Below are 16,810 nucleotides of genomic sequence, written 5' to 3'. Positions count from 1 at the left end.
CGCAGGGTTTTTTGACCGGGGAAAGTTTTTTCTCCGACCAATGCCTTGTCGTGTCTGCGCGCGAGCGATGTCAAGACCTCCATCGCAAATTATCCGTTTTGACCTCGTCCGAATGTCCACTATACTTGGTGCCAGTTGAGCGGTTCTGTACTAGATATAGTGTGTGTCGCAGGGGAAACCCGAGCGGCACCGGCTGGCGGGCAACGCCGGCGGACAGGGTTCTCAGGGCGGCGCGCCAGGCCGGGCGGTCCGGGCGTCGCGATCAAGCGCAGCGAACTTCGACGGGGCAGGGTACACATGACGAAGCACACGACCGGAACGGTTGTCGCGCATCGACCGAACCGGCTTCCCCGACGCATCGCTCGCCTCTTACCGCTCGCGCACTCCATTGCGCAGCGTTCGTTTTAATCCGCGGTTCTCTCCGCACCATCCAACACCAGGAGCTTTGCACATGCAAACCACCGACAACGCGACGTCCCAGTACGAGAGCGCCTCGAGCCGTCCGCTCGGCGGGACCGAACAGGGCGCGCAGGCGCTCGCGCCGCAGGCCACGTTCGCCGACTACAAGGTGATCCGCCGCAACGGCAGCGTGGTGTCGTTCGAGCCTTCGAAGATCGCGATTGCGGTGACCAAGGCTTTCCTGGCCGTCAACGGCGGGCAGGGCGCGGCATCGGCGCGCGTACGCGAACTCGTCGAGCAACTGACGCACAACGTCGTGCGCGCGCTCGTGCGCAGCCGTCCGAACGGCGGTACGTTCCATATCGAAGACATCCAGGACCAGGTCGAGCTCGCGCTGATGCGCGGCGGCGAGCACAACGTCGCGCGTGCGTACGTGCTGTATCGCGAGAAGCGTCACCTGGAGCGTCAGCATGCGGGCGAGGAAGCAGCAGCCGCGGGCGGCGAGTCGAGCACCGGCATCAACGTCGTCGACAACGGCGTCACGCGTCCGCTCGACCTGAACGCGCTGCGTGCGCTGATCGTGTCGTCGTGCGACGGCCTCGGCGCTGCGGTTAACCCTGACCCGATCGTCGCGGAAACGGTGAAGAACCTGTACGACGGCGTGCCGATGAGCCAGGTCTACGACTCGGCGATCCTCGCTGCGCGCACGATGATCGAAAAGGATCCGGCATACAGCCAGGTCACGGCCCGTATCCTGCTGCACACGATCCGTCGCGAGATCCTCGGCGAGGAAGTGCTCCAGGCCGAGATGTCGGCCCGCTACGCCGAGTACTTCCCGCAGTTCCTGAAGCGCGGCGTCGACGCTGGCCTGCTCGACGACAAGCTGCTGCAGTTCGACCTGAAGCGCCTCGGCGAAGCGCTCGACGCGAACCGCGACCTGCAGTTCGGCTACCTCGGCCTGCAGACGCTGTACGACCGCTACTTCCTGCACGTCGAAGGCACCCGCATCGAAATGCCGCAGGCTTTCTTCATGCGCGTCGCGATGGGCCTGTCGCTGAACGAGATCGACCGCGAAACGCGCGCGATCGAGTTCTACAACGTGCTGTCGAGCTTCGACTTCATGAGCTCGACGCCGACGCTGTTCAACTCGGGCACCCACCGCTCGCAACTGTCGTCGTGCTACCTGACGACGGTCGCGGACGATCTCGACGGCATCTATGAAGCGCTGAAGGAAAACGCGCTGCTGTCGAAGTTCGCCGGCGGTCTCGGCAACGACTGGACGCGCGTGCGCGCACTCGGCTCGCATATCAAGGGCACGAACGGCAAGTCGCAAGGCGTGGTCCCGTTCCTGAAGGTCGTGAACGACACGGCCGTCGCGGTCAACCAGGGCGGCAAGCGCAAGGGCGCGGTCTGCGCGTACCTCGAATCCTGGCACCTCGACATCGAGGAATTCCTCGAGCTGCGCAAGAACACCGGCGACGATCGCCGCCGCACGCACGACATGAACACGGCGAACTGGATTCCCGACCTGTTCATGAAGCGCGTGATGGAAGGCGCCGACTGGACGCTGTTCTCGCCGTCGACCTGCCCGGATCTGCACGACAAGTTCGGCGCGGAGTTCGAGAAGGCTTACACGGCTTACGAAGACAAGGTCGCGCGCGGCGAGATCAAGCTGTTCAAGAAGATCCCGGCGCAGCAACTCTGGCGCAAGATGCTCGGCATGCTGTTCGAAACCGGCCACCCGTGGATCACGTTCAAGGATCCGTGCAACGTGCGCTCGCCGCAGCAGCACGTCGGCGTCGTCCACTCGTCGAACCTGTGCACGGAAATCACGCTGAATACGAGCGACACCGAAATCGCGGTGTGCAACCTGGGCTCGGTGAACCTCGTCGCCCACCTGGTGAAGCAGGCCGACGGCAGCTACGCGCTCGACCACGACAAGCTGAAGCGCACGATCAGCGTCGCGATGCGCATGCTCGACAACGTGATCGACATCAACTACTACGCGGTGCCGAAGGCGCGTAACTCGAACCTGAAGCACCGTCCGGTCGGCATGGGCATCATGGGCTTCCAGGACTGCCTGCACCTGCTGCGCACGCCGTACGCGTCGGACGCGGCCGTCGAGTTCGCCGATCGTTCGATGGAAGCGGTCTGCTACTACGCGTACTACGCGTCGACCGAGCTGGCCGAGGAACGCGGCCGCTACTCGAGCTACCGCGGCTCGCTGTGGGATCGCGGCATCCTCCCGCAGGACACGCTGAAGCTGCTGACGGAAGCGCGCGGCGGCTACGTCGAGGTCGACACGTCCGAGTCGCTCGACTGGACGACGCTGCGTTCGCGGATCGCCGCGCACGGCATGCGCAACTCGAACTGCGTCGCGATCGCGCCGACGGCGACGATCTCGAACATCATCGGCGTGTCGGCCTGTATCGAGCCGACCTTCCAGAACCTGTACGTGAAGTCGAACCTCTCGGGCGAATTCACGGTGGTAAACGAGTACCTCGTTCGCGACCTGAAGGAACGCGGCCTGTGGGACGAAGTGATGGTCGCCGACCTGAAGTACTTCGACGGCATGCTGTCGCGCATCGACCGCATCCCGGCCGACCTGCGCGCGATCTACGCGACCGCGTTCGAAGTCGACCCGACGTGGCTGGTCGAAGCGGCGTCGCGTCGCCAGAAGTGGATCGACCAGGCGCAGTCGCTGAACATCTACATGGGCGGCGCGTCGGGCAAGAAGCTCGACGAGGTCTACAAGCTCGCATGGCTGCGCGGCCTGAAGACGACCTACTACCTCCGCACGATGGCGGCGACGCACGTCGAGAAGTCGACGGTCGCACACGGCGCGCTGAACGCAGTGCCGACGAGCGGCGGCTCGAGCAGCGGCGGCGCGCAAGGCGCGGCAGGCGGCTTCGGTGCGGCGGGCGGCGATGCATCGTCGGGCGCGGTCAATGCGGCACCGGCGCTGGCGCCTGTCGAAGCAGATGGTCCGGTGTGCACGATGCGTCCGGGCGATCCGGGCTTCGACGAGTGCGAAGCCTGCCAGTAACACTGGCGCGCATGACCTGAAGAAGGTTCGGGCGGCGCGCACGGCAACCGATCGAGGTTGAAGTGTGCGCCGCTCTCAACTAAAAAAATGATAAGGAATCTGTAACGCGACACTTGCGTTGCAGGCAGTGACAAGCGATCGAAACATCCCCGACGACGTCGCGTTTCGATCAGCGTTCGATGCGTCGAGCGCACCTCGCGATACATGCGTGACACGCGTCGCGCTCTGCATGAACGACGATGCGTTGCTCAAAGTGTTGTATCGAGGTCGCAACGCGAATCGAAAAAAGGATTTTTCGTGAGCGAACCCTTTTATCGCTCAGGAAAAGATGGTACAAACCGTTCTAAATTGATGGTGAGAATTTATGCTCAACTGGGATGACGAGAAGACTGCCGTAACCCCCGCGAGCGGAGCGCAGCAGAACGCGATGCGCACCTCCGCAGGGATGGCTGTCGGACTGCAGGCCGCAACGCCTGCCGCCCATCAGGTCCGCGACATTTTCGAAGGCGATCTTGCGGTGCCGCCGCAAGCATCTGCTGTTCCCGCTGGCGGTTCGGAAGCGCGGGTCAATGTCGCCGACAAGCGCATCATCAACGGCCAGACTGACGTCAATCAGCTGGTGCCGTTCAAGTACAAGTGGGCGTGGGAAAAGTATCTGGCGGGTTGCGCGAACCACTGGATGCCGCAGGAAATCAACATGTCCCGCGACATCGCACTGTGGAAGGACCCGAACGGTCTGACCGAGGACGAGCGCCGCATCGTCAAGCGCAACCTCGGTTTCTTCGTGACGGCCGATTCGCTCGCCGCGAACAACATCGTGCTCGGCACGTACCGCCACATCACGGCGCCCGAATGCCGGCAGTTTCTGCTGCGCCAGGCGTTCGAGGAAGCGATCCACACGCACGCGTATCAATACATTGTCGAATCGCTCGGTCTCGACGAAGGCGAGATCTTCAACGCGTACCACGAGGTCACGTCGATCCGCGCGAAGGACGAATTCCTGATCCCGTTCATCCACACGCTGACGGATCCGGCCTTCAAGACCGGCACGCTCGAAGCGGATCAGAAGCTGCTGAAGTCGCTGATCGTGTTCGCCTGCATCATGGAAGGCCTGTTCTTCTATGTCGGCTTCACGCAGATCCTCGCACTCGGCCGCCAGAACAAGATGACGGGTGCTGCAGAGCAATATCAGTACATCCTGCGTGACGAGTCGATGCACTGCAATTTCGGTATCGACCTGATCAACCAGATCAAGCTCGAGAACCCGCATCTCTGGACCGCGGAATTCCGCGCCGAGATCCGCGAGCTGTTCAAGCAGGCTGTCGAACTCGAATACCGCTACGCCGAGGACACGATGCCGCGCGGCGTGCTGGGTCTGAACGCGTCGATGTTCAAGAGCTACTTGCGCTTCATCAGCAACCGTCGTTGCCAGCAGATCGGCCTCGATCCGCTGTTCCCGAACGAGGAAAACCCGTTCCCGTGGATGAGCGAGATGATCGACCTGAAGAAGGAACGCAACTTCTTCGAGACGCGTGTGATCGAGTATCAGACGGGCGGTGCGCTGTCCTGGGAATAACCCGCAGCAGCGAACCCGTCACATGATGGAGCAGCCGGCGGCCTCTCGGCCCCGGCCCAAGGTTTAGGAGCAAGAACGCCTGATGCAAAGCATGCCCGGTGCCTTAACGGCCCAACGACATGATCGGCACTTTGCGAACCCTTCAGTGGGATGGGCAAACTTCCCTCCGGAAAAAGCGGGCAGCCGTGTGGCGGTCCGCTTGATCAAGCGATTAGGGGTAGCGGCGCGAGGTGCGCCGGCTACCGACTTGATTTGGCGCGCGAGGCCATGGGGTCACGCGCGCCATACCGTATTCATTAGCGTAAGCGCGTGGTATCCGCGTACGCCGATGAATAGCCCGCTTCGAAGCGCACGTCCTGAACAGCGTCCGCGGGAAGCGGGTTTTGACGAAGGGTGTAGTTTGAACTGACTCTCATCTGAACCTGAAGGAGAACAACATGGCTACTGCCAAGAAGAAACCGGCTGCTAAGAAGGTCGCTGCCAAGAAGACCGTTGCGAAGAAGGCTGCTGCTCCGGCGAAGAAGGCCGCTGCAGTGAAGAAGGTTGCTGCGAAGAAGGTCGCGGTGAAGAAGGTTGCCGCGAAGAAGGCAGCACCGGCGAAGAAGGCCGCTGCGAAGAAGGTCGCGGCAAAGAAGGTCGCAACGAAGAAGGTTGCAGCCAAGAAGGTCGCTGCGAAGAAAGTCGCGGTGAAGAAGGTTGCCGCGAAGAAGGCAGCACCGGCGAAGAAGGCCGCAGCGAAGAAGGTTGCTGCGAAGAAGGTCGCAGTGAAGAAGGTTGCTGCGAAGAAGGCAGCACCGGCTAAGAAGGCTGCTGCGAAGAAGGCCGCGCCGGCGAAGAAGGCTGCCGCCAAGAAGGCTGCGCCTGCTAAGAAGGCTGCTGCGAAGAAGGCTGCCCCTGCGAAGAAGGCTGCGCCTGCCAAGAAGGCTGCCGCCGCACCGAAGGCTGCTGCCGCACCGAAGGCCGCCGCCCCGGCGAAGAAGGCTGCTGCTCCGAAGAAGGCCGTCGTGAAGAAGGCTGCACCGGCAACCACCGCGTCGACCGCATCGGTCGCGCCGGCATCGGGCGTGAAGACCGCGCTCAACCCGGCAGCGGCATGGCCGTTCCCGACCGGCAGCCGTCCGTAATCGCGGCTGACCAGTACCACCCGGACACTCACGTGGTGTCCGCGGGTTGAGTAGCGCTACTCAATCGGTCCCGCCATCTGGCTCAGGTGGCGGGATTTTTTTCGTCCGTATTCATCGATGTGTCGACCGGTTGCCGGGCACGAACGAAAAAAAACGCATGTGCAGTTTCGCACATGCGTTCGACCGCGGCTTGCGCCGCGTGCTGAGGATGCTCGTTAGTGCGTGACGCGCGTGACGCCGCCGCTCGACAGCAGTCGCACACGCTCGCCGGCGCGGAACATTTCGCCGCTCGCCGCCTGCGTGATCGAGCGCAGGTCGCCGTTGTCGAGGCGCACGGTGATTTCGACACCGTTCGCCGTGCTGAGGTTTTCGCCGACCGCGTTGCCCGCGACCGCGCCGACGAGACCGCCCGCGATGGCCGTCAGGATCGACCCCTTGCCGCCGCCGATCGCGCTGCCCGCGACCGCGCCGAGCGCACCGCCACCGAGCGTGCCGATCGCGCTGCCGCCGCCGTCGGACTGGATGCGCACGGCACGGACGCTTTCGACCGTGCCCATGCGAACGGTTTGTTCGCGCTGCGCCTGGCCGACGCTATAGACATCTGCGGAGCCCGGCGCCGTGAAGCAGCCCGCGAGCGTGAGCGTGGCCGTCAGCATGGCGGTGAGCGTGAGGGTTTTCTTGGTCAACATTTTTACTCTCCCACAATATTCATTTGAGACTGTACCCGAAGGCAGCCTCGAAACGCGCGTCGATTTCGGCGCGCGTCAGTGCGTAAGTTTGAGGCCCCTGGTGGGCGATCTTGATCGAGCCCATCAGGCTCGCGAGGCGGCCCGTCGTTGCCCAGTCGAGGCCATTCTCGATGCCGTACAGCAGGCCGCCCCGGAAGGCGTCGCCGCAGCCGGTCGGATCGACGACACGCTCGGCTTGCACAACCGGAATCTGTTCTTCGCCGTTTTCGTGAAGAATGGTGGCGCCGTGCTCGCCGCGCGTGATGATCAACGCCTGAACCCGGCTGGCGATTTCCTGTTCGGACCAGCCCGTCTTGTCGCTGACGAGCTTGCCCTCGTAGTCGTTGACCGCGACGAAGGTCGCGAGTTCAATGATGCGGCGCAGCGTCGCACCATCGAACAGCGGCAGGCCTTGGCCCGGATCGAAGATGAACGGGATGCCGGCCTTCGCGAATTGCTCGGCGTGCTGGACCATCCCGTCGAAGCCGTCCGGCGCGACGATGCCGAGCTTCACGCCCGACACTTCGTCCGCGCGGTTCAGGTGCGACTGCATCATCGCGCCCGGGTGGAATGCGGTGATCTGGTTGTTCTCGAGATCGGTCGTGATCATCGCCTGCGCGGTATGCGTTTCGGGCACCACGCGCACGCTGGCCTTGGACAGGCCGAGGCTGTCGAGACGCTCGAGATAGCGATCGGCGTCGTTCGCGCCGACCGTCGCCATGATGCGCGCGTCGCCGCCGAGCATGTGCAGCGCGTAAGCGATGTTCCCCGCGCAACCGCCGAATTCGCGACGCATCGTCGGCACGAGGAAGCTCACGTTCAGAAGGTGAACCTGGTCGGGCAGGATGTGCTCGCGAAACCGGCCTTCGAAGGTCATGATGTTGTCGTAGGCGAGCGAGCCGCAAATCAGCGTAGTCAAGGCGTGCGTTCCTGTAGAGAGCAAAAGGAAGCGGCCGCCCGGCCGGTGCGCCGAGGCCGTCGGGCCTCGCGCGGCAGGGCCGGGCGGCAGCGGGTTACTTCAGTGCGGCGAGCGCTGCGTCGTAATTCGGCTCGTCCTTGATCTCGCCGACGAGTTCCGCGTGGATCACCTTGTCCTGCGCGTCGAGCACGACGACCGCGCGGGCCGTCAGGCCATTCAGCGGGCCGCTCGTCACGTCGACGCCGTACGCGTTCGCGAACGCGCGGGCGCCGCGGAACGTCGAAGCCGTCACGACGTTCGCGAGGCCTTCCGTCGTGCAGAAGCGCGTGGCGGCGAACGGCAGGTCGCCGGATACGACGATCACGACCGTGTTGTCGAGCGACGACGCGGCTTCGTTGAACTTGCGGGTCGACGTCGCGCAGGTCGGCGTGTCGAGGCTCGGGACGATGTTCAGCACCTTGCGCTTGCCGGCGAAGCTGGCGAGCGACAGATCGGCGAGGTCCTTGCCGACCAGCTTGAAGTCGGGGGCTTGCGAGCCGACGGCCGGGAACGTGCCGGCGAGATCGATCGGGTTGCCACCCAGCGTAACTTTGCTCATGTTCGTGCTCCGAAATAGCGCGCCGCTGCGGCGCGCGGGTTGAGACGGCGCGCATGCACGCGCCGCGGGGCGTCACGGATAGAAGATCTGGACGCGGAAATTCGAGGCGGGTGCGCCGTTCGTGTCGAGACGGACGACCATCGTCCGCGTCGTGCCGGGCGGCAGCCCGGCGTCGATCGGCGTGCCCGGGCGGACGTAGTCGCGCGGCGCAAGCACGCGGCGCACGGTCACGTGATTCGTGTCGTCGAGCAGCGTCAGCTCGAGAGACGGGTAGGCGAGTGCGACGCGGTAGCGGTTCGTCAGCGGTACCTTCAACTCCAGCACGCGCGGGCCGTCGAGCTGGCGCAGGTCGGCCGCGTCGAGCCGCAGGCCGTCGATCGCGCGCGGCGGCGTGACCGTGCAGCCGAGCGGCGCGCACGCCTGCCGGAACCAGCCCTGCGTGACCGGCCAGTAGATCATCACGGTTTCGCGCTGCCACCACGCGAGTTGCGCGACGAGCAGCGCCGCGAGCGCGGCAGCGACGAGTCCGCCGAAAAAGCCGCCGAGCATCCCGCGTCGCTCTGGCGCGCGCGTCTCGCGGGTCACGGCGAAGTGCGGGCGATCGTCGTCGGCCAGTGTGGCGGGGAAGGGCGCGGCCGATCTGACGGCCGGTTGGGCAGCCGTTTCGCTGGCGGCCGCGGCCGGTCCGGCGGCGCGCGCGTCGGCGTTGGCATCGTATTCAGGGACGGCTTGCGCCGGCGTGAATGCGAAGCGCGGTTCGCGCGGTGCGTGTTCGTCGTCGGGTACGGAGAAGTGCGCGTTGCCGACGGGTTCGTCCGCGTCGGTGGCCGACGGCGTGTGCGCGACGAAGCGCGGTTCGCGCAGGTCGGGTTCGGCGGGTGCCGTGGCCCGCGATGTGCCGGACGAGTCGGTTTCGTGCCCCGCCAAGTCCGGCTCGGCCGACGCGACAGCGTGCAGTTCGGCGGAGGCCGATGCGATCGGGGCGGGCGTGCCGGAGAGGTGGACGACACCGGCGTCCATGGCCGGCAGCGCGAGCGGCACCAGCGGCTCGGTGCGCACGGTCTGTACGTTGTGCTGCAGGGATGGGTCGACGCCGGCATCGAGCCACGGCGCCCACATGTCCCAGCCTTCGGGCTTGTAGTCGGAACCGGGCGCCGGCTCGACCGGTGCGTCGGTGGTGAAGAGCCGCACGGGCGCGGCTTCGTGTTGCGGTTCGGCGGCGGCCGGCACGGCCGGTGCCGCTTCGGTCAGCGCTGGCTCGGGCTGCCGTGCCGGTTCGGGAACGAGCGACTGCGACGCGTTGAAGACCTGATGGCAGTGTCCGCAGCGCACGAGCCCGTCATGCAGCGAGAGCTGTTCCTGCTGCAGCCGGAAGACGGTTTCGCAATGAGGGCAGCGCGTCGCAAGAAGCATGTCGAGCCGGGCGGCCTGCTGGCCAAAGTGAAGGACAGCGCTATTCTAATGGCTTTCCCGCCGCGTTCCGGCGAGGCATACCCAACCTTCGTGTTCGCGCCAGACCGAGATGTCCACATAGCGCGCATAGACGGCCGCGACTTCGTCCGCCTGGCGCGCGAGCACGCCCGACAGCGCGATGCGCCCGCCCGGTTTCACCTTCGATGCGAGCATCGACGCCATCAGCTTCAGCGGGTTCGACAGGATGTTGGCGACGACGACGTCGAATTCTCCGGCCGGGCACGCGTCGGGCAGCCCGTACGTCACTTCCGCATGGTTGCGTTCGCTGTTCTGCCGCGCCGATTCGACCGCTTGCGGATCGATGTCGATGCCGACCACGGGGTTCGCCCCGCATTTCTTCGCGAGGATCGCGAGGATGCCCGAGCCGCAGCCGTAGTCGAGCACGGACTGGCCGGGCTTGACCGACTGTTCGAGCCATTCCATGCACAGGCGCGTGGTCGGGTGGCTGCCCGTGCCGAATGCGAGACCGGGGTCGAGTTCGAGGATCAGGGCGTCGGGGTCGGGTGCGTCGTGCCACGACGGCACGACCCAGATCCGCTCGCCGATCGGAATCGGCTCGAACTGCGACTGCGTGAGCCGCACCCAGTCCTGCTCCTCGACTTCGCGCACGTCGAACTTCGGCGTATCCGCGATGCCGATCTCGTTCGCGGCCGCCGCGAGCAGCACGGCCGGCTCGTGATCGGGCGACAGCAGCGCGATCACGCGCGAGTGCTGCCACGCGGTGCGTTCGGGCACGAGGCCCGGCTCGCCGAAGAGCGGCTGTTCGTCGGGCGTGTCGGCGTCGGCGTCCTCGACGGACACCGACAGCGCGCCGAGGTCGAGCAGTGCGTCGGACAGCGCCTCCGCATGCTCACGGGCCAGTTCGACGACGAGTTCGCGATAACTCATGCTTACGCTTCTTCCGGTGCGACCTGCTGCTTCTGCGCGAGCCGGTTTTCGAGGTAATGGATGCTGGTGCCGCCTTCGACGAACTTCGAGTCGATCATCAGCTCGCGGTGCAGCGGGATGTTGGTCTGGATGCCTTCGACGACCATCTCCGACAGCGCGATGCGCATCCGGCGGATCGCCTGGTCGCGCGTCGCGCCGTAGGTGATCAGCTTGCCGATCATCGAATCATAGTTCGGCGGCACGAAATAGCCATTGTAGGCGTGGGAGTCGACGCGCACGCCGGGGCCGCCCGGCGTATGCCACGACGTGATCCGGCCCGGCGACGGCGTGAACTTGAACGGATCTTCGGCGTTGATCCGGCATTCGATCGCATGTCCGCGGAACTGGATGTCGCGCTGGCGCAGCGCGAGCTTCTCGCCGGCCGCGATGCGGATCTGTTCCTGCACGATGTCGACGCCCGTGATCAGCTCCGACACCGGATGCTCGACCTGCACGCGCGTGTTCATCTCGATGAAGTAGAACTCGTTGTTCTCGTACAGGAATTCGAACGTGCCCGCGCCGAGATAGCCCATCTTCTTGCACGCGTCCGCGCAGCGGTCGCCGATGCGCTCGATCAGGCGGCGCGGAATGCCGGGCGCCGGCGCTTCCTCGATCACCTTCTGGTGACGGCGCTGCATCGAGCAGTCGCGCTCGCCGAGCCAGATCGCGTTCTTGTGCGCGTCCGACAGCACCTGGATCTCGATGTGGCGCGGGTTCTCGAGGAACTTCTCCATGTACACCTGCGGGTTGCCGAACGCACGGCCGGCTTCCTCGCGGGTCATGTTGACCGCGTTGACGAGCGCGGCCTCGGTGTGCACGACGCGCATCCCGCGCCCGCCGCCGCCGCCCGCCGCCTTGATGATGACCGGATAGCCGATCGCGCGCGCAATCTTCACGATCTCCTTCGGATCGTCCGGCAACGCGCCTTCCGAGCCCGGCACGCACGGCACGCCGGTCTTGATCATCGTCTGCTTCGCGGTGACCTTGTCACCCATCATGCGGATCGTTTCCGGGCGCGGGCCGATGAACGTGAAGCCCGACTGCTCGACGCGTTCCGCGAAGTCGGCGTTCTCCGACAGGAAGCCGTAGCCGGGGTGAATCGCCTCGGCATCGGTGACTTCCGCGGCGCTGATCAGCGCCGGCATGTTCAGGTAGCTCAGGTTCGACGGGGCCGGGCCGATACAGACGGCTTCGTCCGCGAGGCGCACGTACTTGGCTTCCTTGTCGGCTTCCGAGTAGACGACCACCGTCTTGACGCCGAGTTCGCGGCACGCGCGCTGGATGCGCAGCGCGATTTCACCGCGGTTGGCAATGAGGATTTTTTCAAACATAGCGAGTATTCGTCTCTTCGAGGGGCGCGCGAACGGCGCCTGGCGAGCATCGGCGGCGCGCGGCCCGCAGGCCGCGCGGCGGACTTAGCCGATCACGAAAAGCGGCTGGCCGTATTCGACGGCCTGGCCGTTCTCGACGAGGATTTCCTTGATCACGCCGGCCTTGTCCGATTCGATCTCGTTGAGCAGCTTCATTGCTTCGATGATGCAGATCGTCTGGCCTTCCTTGACCGTGTCGCCCACCTGGACGAACGGGTCCGCGCCCGGCGACGGCGCGCGATAGAACGTGCCGACCATCGGCGACGTCACGACGTGGCCTTGCGGCACGGCGGGCGCGGCAGCGGTGCCTGCGGCGGGCGCGGCAGCCGCGCCTTCGGCCGGCAGCGCGACCGCCGGGGCCGGCGCGCTGACCTGCGGGGCAAATCCGCCCGTCGGCTGGACATAGACCGGCGGCGCGTTCTTGACGATACGCACCTTGCCTTCGCCTTCCGTCACTTCCAGCTCGGAGATGCCGGATTCGGAGACGAGGTCGATCAGAGTTTTCAGCTTACGAAGATCCATCGGGAATTCCCCTTTCAATACGTGAAAGCGCCGGTGGGACCGGCGCTGAATCTAGATCGCGAAATCAGCCGCGCGACGCGCCTTGCAGCTTGTCGAGCGCGTACTCGAGCGCGTACAGATAACCTTTCCAGCCGAGCCCGCAGATCACGCCTTCGGCCTGGTCGGAAAAGTAGGAGTGATGCCTGAAGGCTTCGCGGCGGTGCACGTTCGACAGATGAACCTCGACGAACGGGATGCCAACGCCGGCGATCGCGTCCCGGATCGCGACGCTCGTGTGCGTATACGCGGCGGGATTGATCAGGATGAAATCGGTCTGTTCCTCCCGCGCGGCCTGGATGCGGTCGACGAGCGCGCCTTCATGGTTGCTCTGGAACGACGACAGTTCGGCGCCGGCCTCCTGCGCCCGCGCGGCAAGCGCTTGATCGATCTGCGCGAGCGTGACGCGGCCGTACACCTCCGGTTCCCGGGTGCCGAGAAGGTTCAGGTTGGGGCCGTGCAGCACCAGCAATCGTGTCATGGTCGCTTCTATTTCTGCGGAATTGCGCGAACTTTAGCGCTATTTAGAGAAATTTGTCTAGTTTTGCCGAACGGCCGGGCGCGCCGGACCTGCAAGAATTACCGGTGCGGCCGCAAAGTATCAGCGAATTCACGTGAAATTGCGGCGATCGACGCACAAATCGCCGCCAACGCGCAGGCAGCCGTTCAGGGCGATCACAACGCGTCGAGGGTCTTTTTCAGCTCGGCCGGTTGGATTTGTCCCAATTTTGTCTCGCGAATCTTGCCGGTTTCGTCGATGACGACCGTAAACGGCAGCGCGCCGGCGGTATTTCCAAAATTACGGGCCAGATCGGCGCCCGCATAACCGCTGACGAAAACCGGATAGTCGACCTTTACCTTCTGCAGAAAGTTCTTCACGTTCTGGTCGGAATCGACGCCGATCCCGATGAAACGGATCCCCTTCTGCTTGTATTGGTGCGACAGCGCGACGAGCTCCGGCATCTCTTCGACGCACGGGCCGCACCATGACGCCCAGAAATTGACCACGACCTTCTGGCCCTTGAAGGAAGCGAGCGACGCCGGCTTGCCGTCGACACCGGTCAGCGACGCGGCCCACAGCTGGTCGACCGGGCTGCCGTTCGCGGCGGGTGCGGCGACGGCGACGCCGTCATCGGCGCTGCCGCCGCGGAACCAATGGCCGGCGGCGATTCCGCCGGCGACGGCGGCGGCCGCGACCACCGCGAGCGCCAACATGCGTTTCATCATCATCGTTGAATCATTCCGGTTCGGAAGGGGCGTTGCTGGCCTCGAGCAGCGCGCGCAACGCGGTGGCGTCGGCGCGGGCGACCCGGCCGCGGGCGTCGGCCTTGACGGCGCCGCGCAGGTCGTCGCTCGCGTAGAGCGCGACGTGAATGCCGATCGCGTCCACGTCGCGCCGCGGGCGCCACAGGAAGCTGAGCGTCTCGACGTCGGCGCGACCGGCGAAATGCCGCGTTTCGGACACGTCGTACTGAACGTTCTGGTTCAGCAGATAGATCGCGACGTCCTTCGGGTTGTCGGTGAATAGCTGCAAATGGATGTCCGAATGCGCGTTCGCGGTGCCGTTCAGCACCGCACCCGTCACGTACGGATTGAACTCGGCGAGCCGGCGCATCCAGTCGAGCGCGATCTCGCGCAGGCGGCGCAGCTCGTCCGGCTGCGTGTCGCTCTGGAACAGGGCGAGGTACTCGCGCAGTTCTTCCTCGATCAGGTCGTTATCCGGCAGCCATTCGCCGGCAACGCGCGTATCGCCGAACAACTGGCGCGCGGCCTTGCGTTTCGCGCTGGCGTAATCGAGGCCGTCCTCCGCGATCAGGCGGGCGGCGGACTGGGCAATTTCCTCGCGGGCGCGCCGCGGGTCGACAAGAGGTTTGCGAGACATGATCCGGCAATCATACTCGATCGCCGCCACGGCCGAACGCGGTGCGGCCGGGTGCCGCCCGCCGCGCCGTGCGGTGTTCGGATCCATCGTTCGGGCCGCCGGGCAGGGCGGGCCGTCAGTTACAATGACGGTCTTTGTGTCGCGGCGAAAGTCGTTGGCCGGGCGGCCTGTCCGGCGTGCCGCAGACCTTCCTTTCCGAATCGACGGCGCCCGGCGGCGCGAAAGCATTCATCTATGCACATCCACATTCTTGGCATCTGCGGCACCTTCATGGGCGGTCTCGCCGTGCTCGCGCGCGAGGCGGGCCACACGGTGACGGGTTGCGACGCGGGCGTCTATCCGCCGATGAGCACGCAGCTCGAGGCGCAGGGCATCACGCTGATCGAGGGCTACGGCGCCGAGCAGATCGAGCTGAAGCCCGACCTGTTCGTGATCGGCAACGTCGTCACGCGCGGCAACCCGCTGATGGAGGCGATCCTCGATCGCGGCCTGCCGTATGTATCGGGCCCGCAATGGCTCGGCGAGCACGTGCTGGCCGGTAAATGGGTGCTGGCTGTCGCGGGCACGCACGGCAAGACGACCACGTCGTCGATGCTCGCGTGGTTGCTGGAAGATGCCAGCCTGAACCCGGGCTTCCTGATCGGCGGTGTGCCGCTGAACTTCGGCGTGTCGGCGCGGCTGACCGATTCGAGTTTCTTCGTGATCGAGGCCGACGAATACGATACGGCGTTCTTCGACAAGCGCTCGAAGTTCGTCCACTACCGGCCGCGCACCGCGGTGCTCAACAATCTCGAATTCGATCACGCCGACATCTTCCCGGATCTCGCCGCGATCGAGACGCAATTCCATCACCTCGTGCGCACCGTGCCGGGCGTTGGCCGGATCGTGACCAACGGCCGCTCGGACGCGCTGGAGCGCGTGCTCGCGCGCGGCTGCTGGAGCGAGGTCGAGCGCTTCGGCGTCGACGGCGGCTGGCAAGCGCTGCCTGCAGAAGACGGCGTGCCGGTCGACGAACGTTTCGCGGTGTACTCGCAGGCCGAGCGCGTCGGTGAAGTCGCGTGGCAGGTGCAGGGCGACCACAACCGGATGAACGCGCTCGCGGCGATCGCCGCCGCGCGCCACGTCGGCGTGCCGCCCGCGCAGGCCGCCGAATCCCTCGCATCGTTCCGCAACGTGAAGCGGCGCATGGAAGTGCGCGGCAGCGTGGACGGCGTGACCGTCTACGACGACTTCGCGCACCATCCGACCGCGATCGAAACGACGATCGCCGGCCTTCGTGCACGCATCGGCCGCCAAAATTCCCGCATTCTCGCCGTGCTCGAGCCGCGTTCGAACACGATGAAGCTCGGTGTGATGAAGGCGCAATTGCCGGCAAGCCTCGCCGACGCCGATCTGGTGTTCGGCTACGGCGCCCCGACCGGGCGCGACGCGCTCGGCTGGAACCTCGGCGACGCGCTCGCGCCGCTCGGCGACAAGGCCCGTGCGTTCGACGATCTCCACCTGCTGGTGAAATCGGTCGTCGAGGCCGCGCGCCCGGGCGACCACGTGCTCGTGATGAGCAACGGCGGCTTCGGCGGCGTGCACCAGAAGCTGCTCGACGCGCTCGGGAGCCGCGCGTGATCCTGTACCTGCACGGATTCCGGTCGTCGCCGGAGTCGCAGAAGTCGCGGCTCCTCGCCGCGCGCATGGCCGAACTCGGTCGCACGCACGAGTGGCGCTGCCCGTCGCTGTCGGTATCGCCGCTCGAGGCGATCGCCGTCGCGGAAGCCGAGGTGGCCGGTGCGCGCGACGTGACGGTGATCGGCAGCTCGCTCGGCGGCTACTACGCAACCTGGCTCGCCGAAAAGCACGGCTGGAAGGCGGTGGTGCTGAATCCGGCGATCGTGCCGCAGCGCGACCTCGAGCAGTATCTGGGCGAACAGCCGCTGTGGCACGGCGGCGGGTCGATCGTCGTCGAACGCCGTCACCTGCACGAGCTCGATGCGCTGCGCGTGCCGGCGATTTCGCGGCCCGAACGCTACTATCTGTTCGCGGCGACCGGCGACGAAGTGCTGGACTACCGCGAGATGCTCGCCCATTACCCGGGCGCGAAAACGCGCGTGATCGAAGGCAGCGATCATGGAATCAGTGAATTTGCCGACTATATCGACGACGTTCTCGCCTTTTGCGACGAAAGAACGTCATGAACCCGGCGTCATGCCGATCGAATT

16 protein-coding genes are annotated in these 16,810 nt (G+C 65.4%); 6 read left to right on the top strand and 10 right to left on the bottom strand.

Going from position 1 to position 16,810, the window contains the following annotated elements; all coding sequences use genetic code 11:
* The first annotated feature begins 451 nt into the window (after positions 1 to 451).
* The 4 genes from WS66_RS26875 (at position 452) to WS66_RS26855 (ending at position 6,145) form a co-directional block, all read left to right on the top strand.
* Positions 452 to 3,445, top strand: coding sequence for a ribonucleoside-diphosphate reductase subunit alpha (locus tag WS66_RS26875; RefSeq protein WP_059608191.1), 2,994 nt, complete (start codon positions 452 to 454; stop codon positions 3,443 to 3,445).
* A 364-nt stretch (positions 3,446 to 3,809) separates the two neighbouring features.
* Positions 3,810 to 5,021, top strand: coding sequence for a ribonucleotide-diphosphate reductase subunit beta (locus WS66_RS26865; RefSeq protein ID WP_059535212.1), 1,212 nt, complete (start codon positions 3,810 to 3,812; stop codon positions 5,019 to 5,021).
* Between the two features lie 82 nt (positions 5,022 to 5,103).
* Positions 5,104 to 5,430, top strand: a complete 327-nt coding sequence (locus WS66_RS26860) for a hypothetical protein (RefSeq protein ID WP_081334211.1) — start codon at positions 5,104 to 5,106, stop codon at positions 5,428 to 5,430.
* 28 nt (positions 5,431 to 5,458) lie between these two features.
* Positions 5,459 to 6,145, top strand: coding sequence for a histone H1-like DNA-binding protein (locus WS66_RS26855; protein ID WP_059608192.1), 687 nt, complete (start codon positions 5,459 to 5,461; stop codon positions 6,143 to 6,145).
* A 215-nt stretch (positions 6,146 to 6,360) separates the two neighbouring features.
* Here WS66_RS26855 and WS66_RS26845 read toward each other — a convergent pair whose 3' ends face one another.
* From WS66_RS26845 to WS66_RS26800, 10 genes are all read right to left on the bottom strand, one after another.
* The gene (locus WS66_RS26845; RefSeq protein WP_059608193.1) at positions 6,361 to 6,834 is read right to left on the bottom strand and encodes a glycine zipper 2TM domain-containing protein; all 474 of its coding nucleotides are present in this window, start codon (positions 6,832 to 6,834) and stop codon (positions 6,361 to 6,363) included.
* A gap of 19 nt (positions 6,835 to 6,853) precedes the next feature.
* On the bottom strand, positions 6,854 to 7,792 hold the full coding sequence (locus tag WS66_RS26840) for a carbohydrate kinase family protein (protein WP_059608194.1): 939 nt from the start codon (positions 7,790 to 7,792) through the stop codon (positions 6,854 to 6,856).
* 94 nt (positions 7,793 to 7,886) lie between these two features.
* On the bottom strand, positions 7,887 to 8,390 hold the full coding sequence (gene tpx / locus WS66_RS26835) for a thiol peroxidase (RefSeq protein WP_059535219.1): 504 nt from the start codon (positions 8,388 to 8,390) through the stop codon (positions 7,887 to 7,889).
* Positions 8,391 to 8,462: 72 nt separating this feature from the next.
* A complete protein-coding gene (locus WS66_RS26830) occupies positions 8,463 to 9,803 on the bottom strand; it encodes a DUF3426 domain-containing protein (RefSeq protein ID WP_059608195.1) in 1,341 nt (446 codons plus the stop codon).
* A gap of 45 nt (positions 9,804 to 9,848) precedes the next feature.
* On the bottom strand, positions 9,849 to 10,751 hold the full coding sequence (prmA, locus tag WS66_RS26825; RefSeq protein ID WP_059608196.1) for a 50S ribosomal protein L11 methyltransferase: 903 nt from the start codon (positions 10,749 to 10,751) through the stop codon (positions 9,849 to 9,851).
* Between the two features lie 2 nt (positions 10,752 to 10,753).
* Positions 10,754 to 12,121: an acetyl-CoA carboxylase biotin carboxylase subunit gene (accC, locus tag WS66_RS26820; RefSeq protein WP_059608197.1), complete on the bottom strand. Its 1,368-nt coding sequence runs from the start codon at positions 12,119 to 12,121 to the stop codon at positions 10,754 to 10,756.
* An 84-nt stretch (positions 12,122 to 12,205) separates the two neighbouring features.
* The gene (accB, locus tag WS66_RS26815) at positions 12,206 to 12,682 is read right to left on the bottom strand and encodes an acetyl-CoA carboxylase biotin carboxyl carrier protein (protein WP_059608198.1); all 477 of its coding nucleotides are present in this window, start codon (positions 12,680 to 12,682) and stop codon (positions 12,206 to 12,208) included.
* A 64-nt stretch (positions 12,683 to 12,746) separates the two neighbouring features.
* Positions 12,747 to 13,199: a type II 3-dehydroquinate dehydratase gene (gene aroQ / locus WS66_RS26810; protein WP_040143361.1), complete on the bottom strand. Its 453-nt coding sequence runs from the start codon at positions 13,197 to 13,199 to the stop codon at positions 12,747 to 12,749.
* A gap of 194 nt (positions 13,200 to 13,393) precedes the next feature.
* Positions 13,394 to 13,948 carry a TlpA family protein disulfide reductase gene (locus tag WS66_RS26805; RefSeq protein WP_059608199.1) on the bottom strand — a complete coding sequence of 185 codons (555 nt, stop codon included), beginning with the start codon at positions 13,946 to 13,948 and terminating at the stop codon, positions 13,394 to 13,396.
* A 7-nt stretch (positions 13,949 to 13,955) separates the two neighbouring features.
* Complete coding sequence (locus WS66_RS26800; protein WP_059608339.1) at positions 13,956 to 14,600, bottom strand: hypothetical protein; 645 nt, start codon at positions 14,598 to 14,600, stop codon at positions 13,956 to 13,958.
* Positions 14,601 to 14,834: 234 nt separating this feature from the next.
* On the opposite strand from WS66_RS26800, the gene mpl reads away from it, so the two are divergent.
* Both mpl and WS66_RS26790 read left to right on the top strand, forming a co-directional pair.
* Complete coding sequence (gene mpl, locus WS66_RS26795) at positions 14,835 to 16,220, top strand: UDP-N-acetylmuramate:L-alanyl-gamma-D-glutamyl-meso-diaminopimelate ligase (protein WP_059608200.1); 1,386 nt, start codon at positions 14,835 to 14,837, stop codon at positions 16,218 to 16,220.
* On the top strand, positions 16,217 to 16,786 hold the full coding sequence (locus WS66_RS26790; RefSeq protein ID WP_059608201.1) for a YqiA/YcfP family alpha/beta fold hydrolase: 570 nt from the start codon (positions 16,217 to 16,219) through the stop codon (positions 16,784 to 16,786). The genes mpl and WS66_RS26790 overlap by 4 nt, the downstream gene beginning before the upstream one ends.
* Positions 16,787 to 16,810: the final 24 nt, after the last annotated feature.

It is taken from the genome of Burkholderia sp. LA-2-3-30-S1-D2 (assembly GCF_001523915.2).
Taxonomy (GTDB): domain Bacteria; phylum Pseudomonadota; class Gammaproteobacteria; order Burkholderiales; family Burkholderiaceae; genus Burkholderia; species Burkholderia diffusa.
This window is presented reverse-complemented; position numbering and strand designations above follow the sequence as displayed.

What these genes read in the sequence shown, in the direction of transcription:
- accC (WP_059608197.1), bottom strand. Translation starts at nt 12,121, where the DNA reads ATGTTTGAAAAAATCCTCATTGCCAACCGCGGTGAAATCGCGCTGCGC.
- WS66_RS26865 (WP_059535212.1), top strand. Translation starts at nt 3,810, where the DNA reads ATGCTCAACTGGGATGACGAGAAGACTGCCGTAACCCCCGCGAGCGGA.
- WS66_RS26855 (WP_059608192.1), top strand. Translation starts at nt 5,459, where the DNA reads ATGGCTACTGCCAAGAAGAAACCGGCTGCTAAGAAGGTCGCTGCCAAG.
- prmA (WP_059608196.1), bottom strand. Translation starts at nt 10,751, where the DNA reads ATGAGTTATCGCGAACTCGTCGTCGAACTGGCCCGTGAGCATGCGGAG.
- WS66_RS26800 (WP_059608339.1), bottom strand. Translation starts at nt 14,600, where the DNA reads ATGTCTCGCAAACCTCTTGTCGACCCGCGGCGCGCCCGCGAGGAAATT.
- aroQ (WP_040143361.1), bottom strand. Translation starts at nt 13,199, where the DNA reads ATGACACGATTGCTGGTGCTGCACGGCCCCAACCTGAACCTTCTCGGC.
- WS66_RS26875 (WP_059608191.1), top strand. Translation starts at nt 452, where the DNA reads ATGCAAACCACCGACAACGCGACGTCCCAGTACGAGAGCGCCTCGAGC.
- WS66_RS26805 (WP_059608199.1), bottom strand. Translation starts at nt 13,948, where the DNA reads ATGATGATGAAACGCATGTTGGCGCTCGCGGTGGTCGCGGCCGCCGCC.
- mpl (WP_059608200.1), top strand. Translation starts at nt 14,835, where the DNA reads ATGCACATCCACATTCTTGGCATCTGCGGCACCTTCATGGGCGGTCTC.
- WS66_RS26860 (WP_081334211.1), top strand. Translation starts at nt 5,104, where the DNA reads ATGCAAAGCATGCCCGGTGCCTTAACGGCCCAACGACATGATCGGCAC.
- accB (WP_059608198.1), bottom strand. Translation starts at nt 12,682, where the DNA reads ATGGATCTTCGTAAGCTGAAAACTCTGATCGACCTCGTCTCCGAATCC.
- WS66_RS26830 (WP_059608195.1), bottom strand. Translation starts at nt 9,803, where the DNA reads ATGCTTCTTGCGACGCGCTGCCCTCATTGCGAAACCGTCTTCCGGCTG.
- WS66_RS26845 (WP_059608193.1), bottom strand. Translation starts at nt 6,834, where the DNA reads ATGTTGACCAAGAAAACCCTCACGCTCACCGCCATGCTGACGGCCACG.
- tpx (WP_059535219.1), bottom strand. Translation starts at nt 8,390, where the DNA reads ATGAGCAAAGTTACGCTGGGTGGCAACCCGATCGATCTCGCCGGCACG.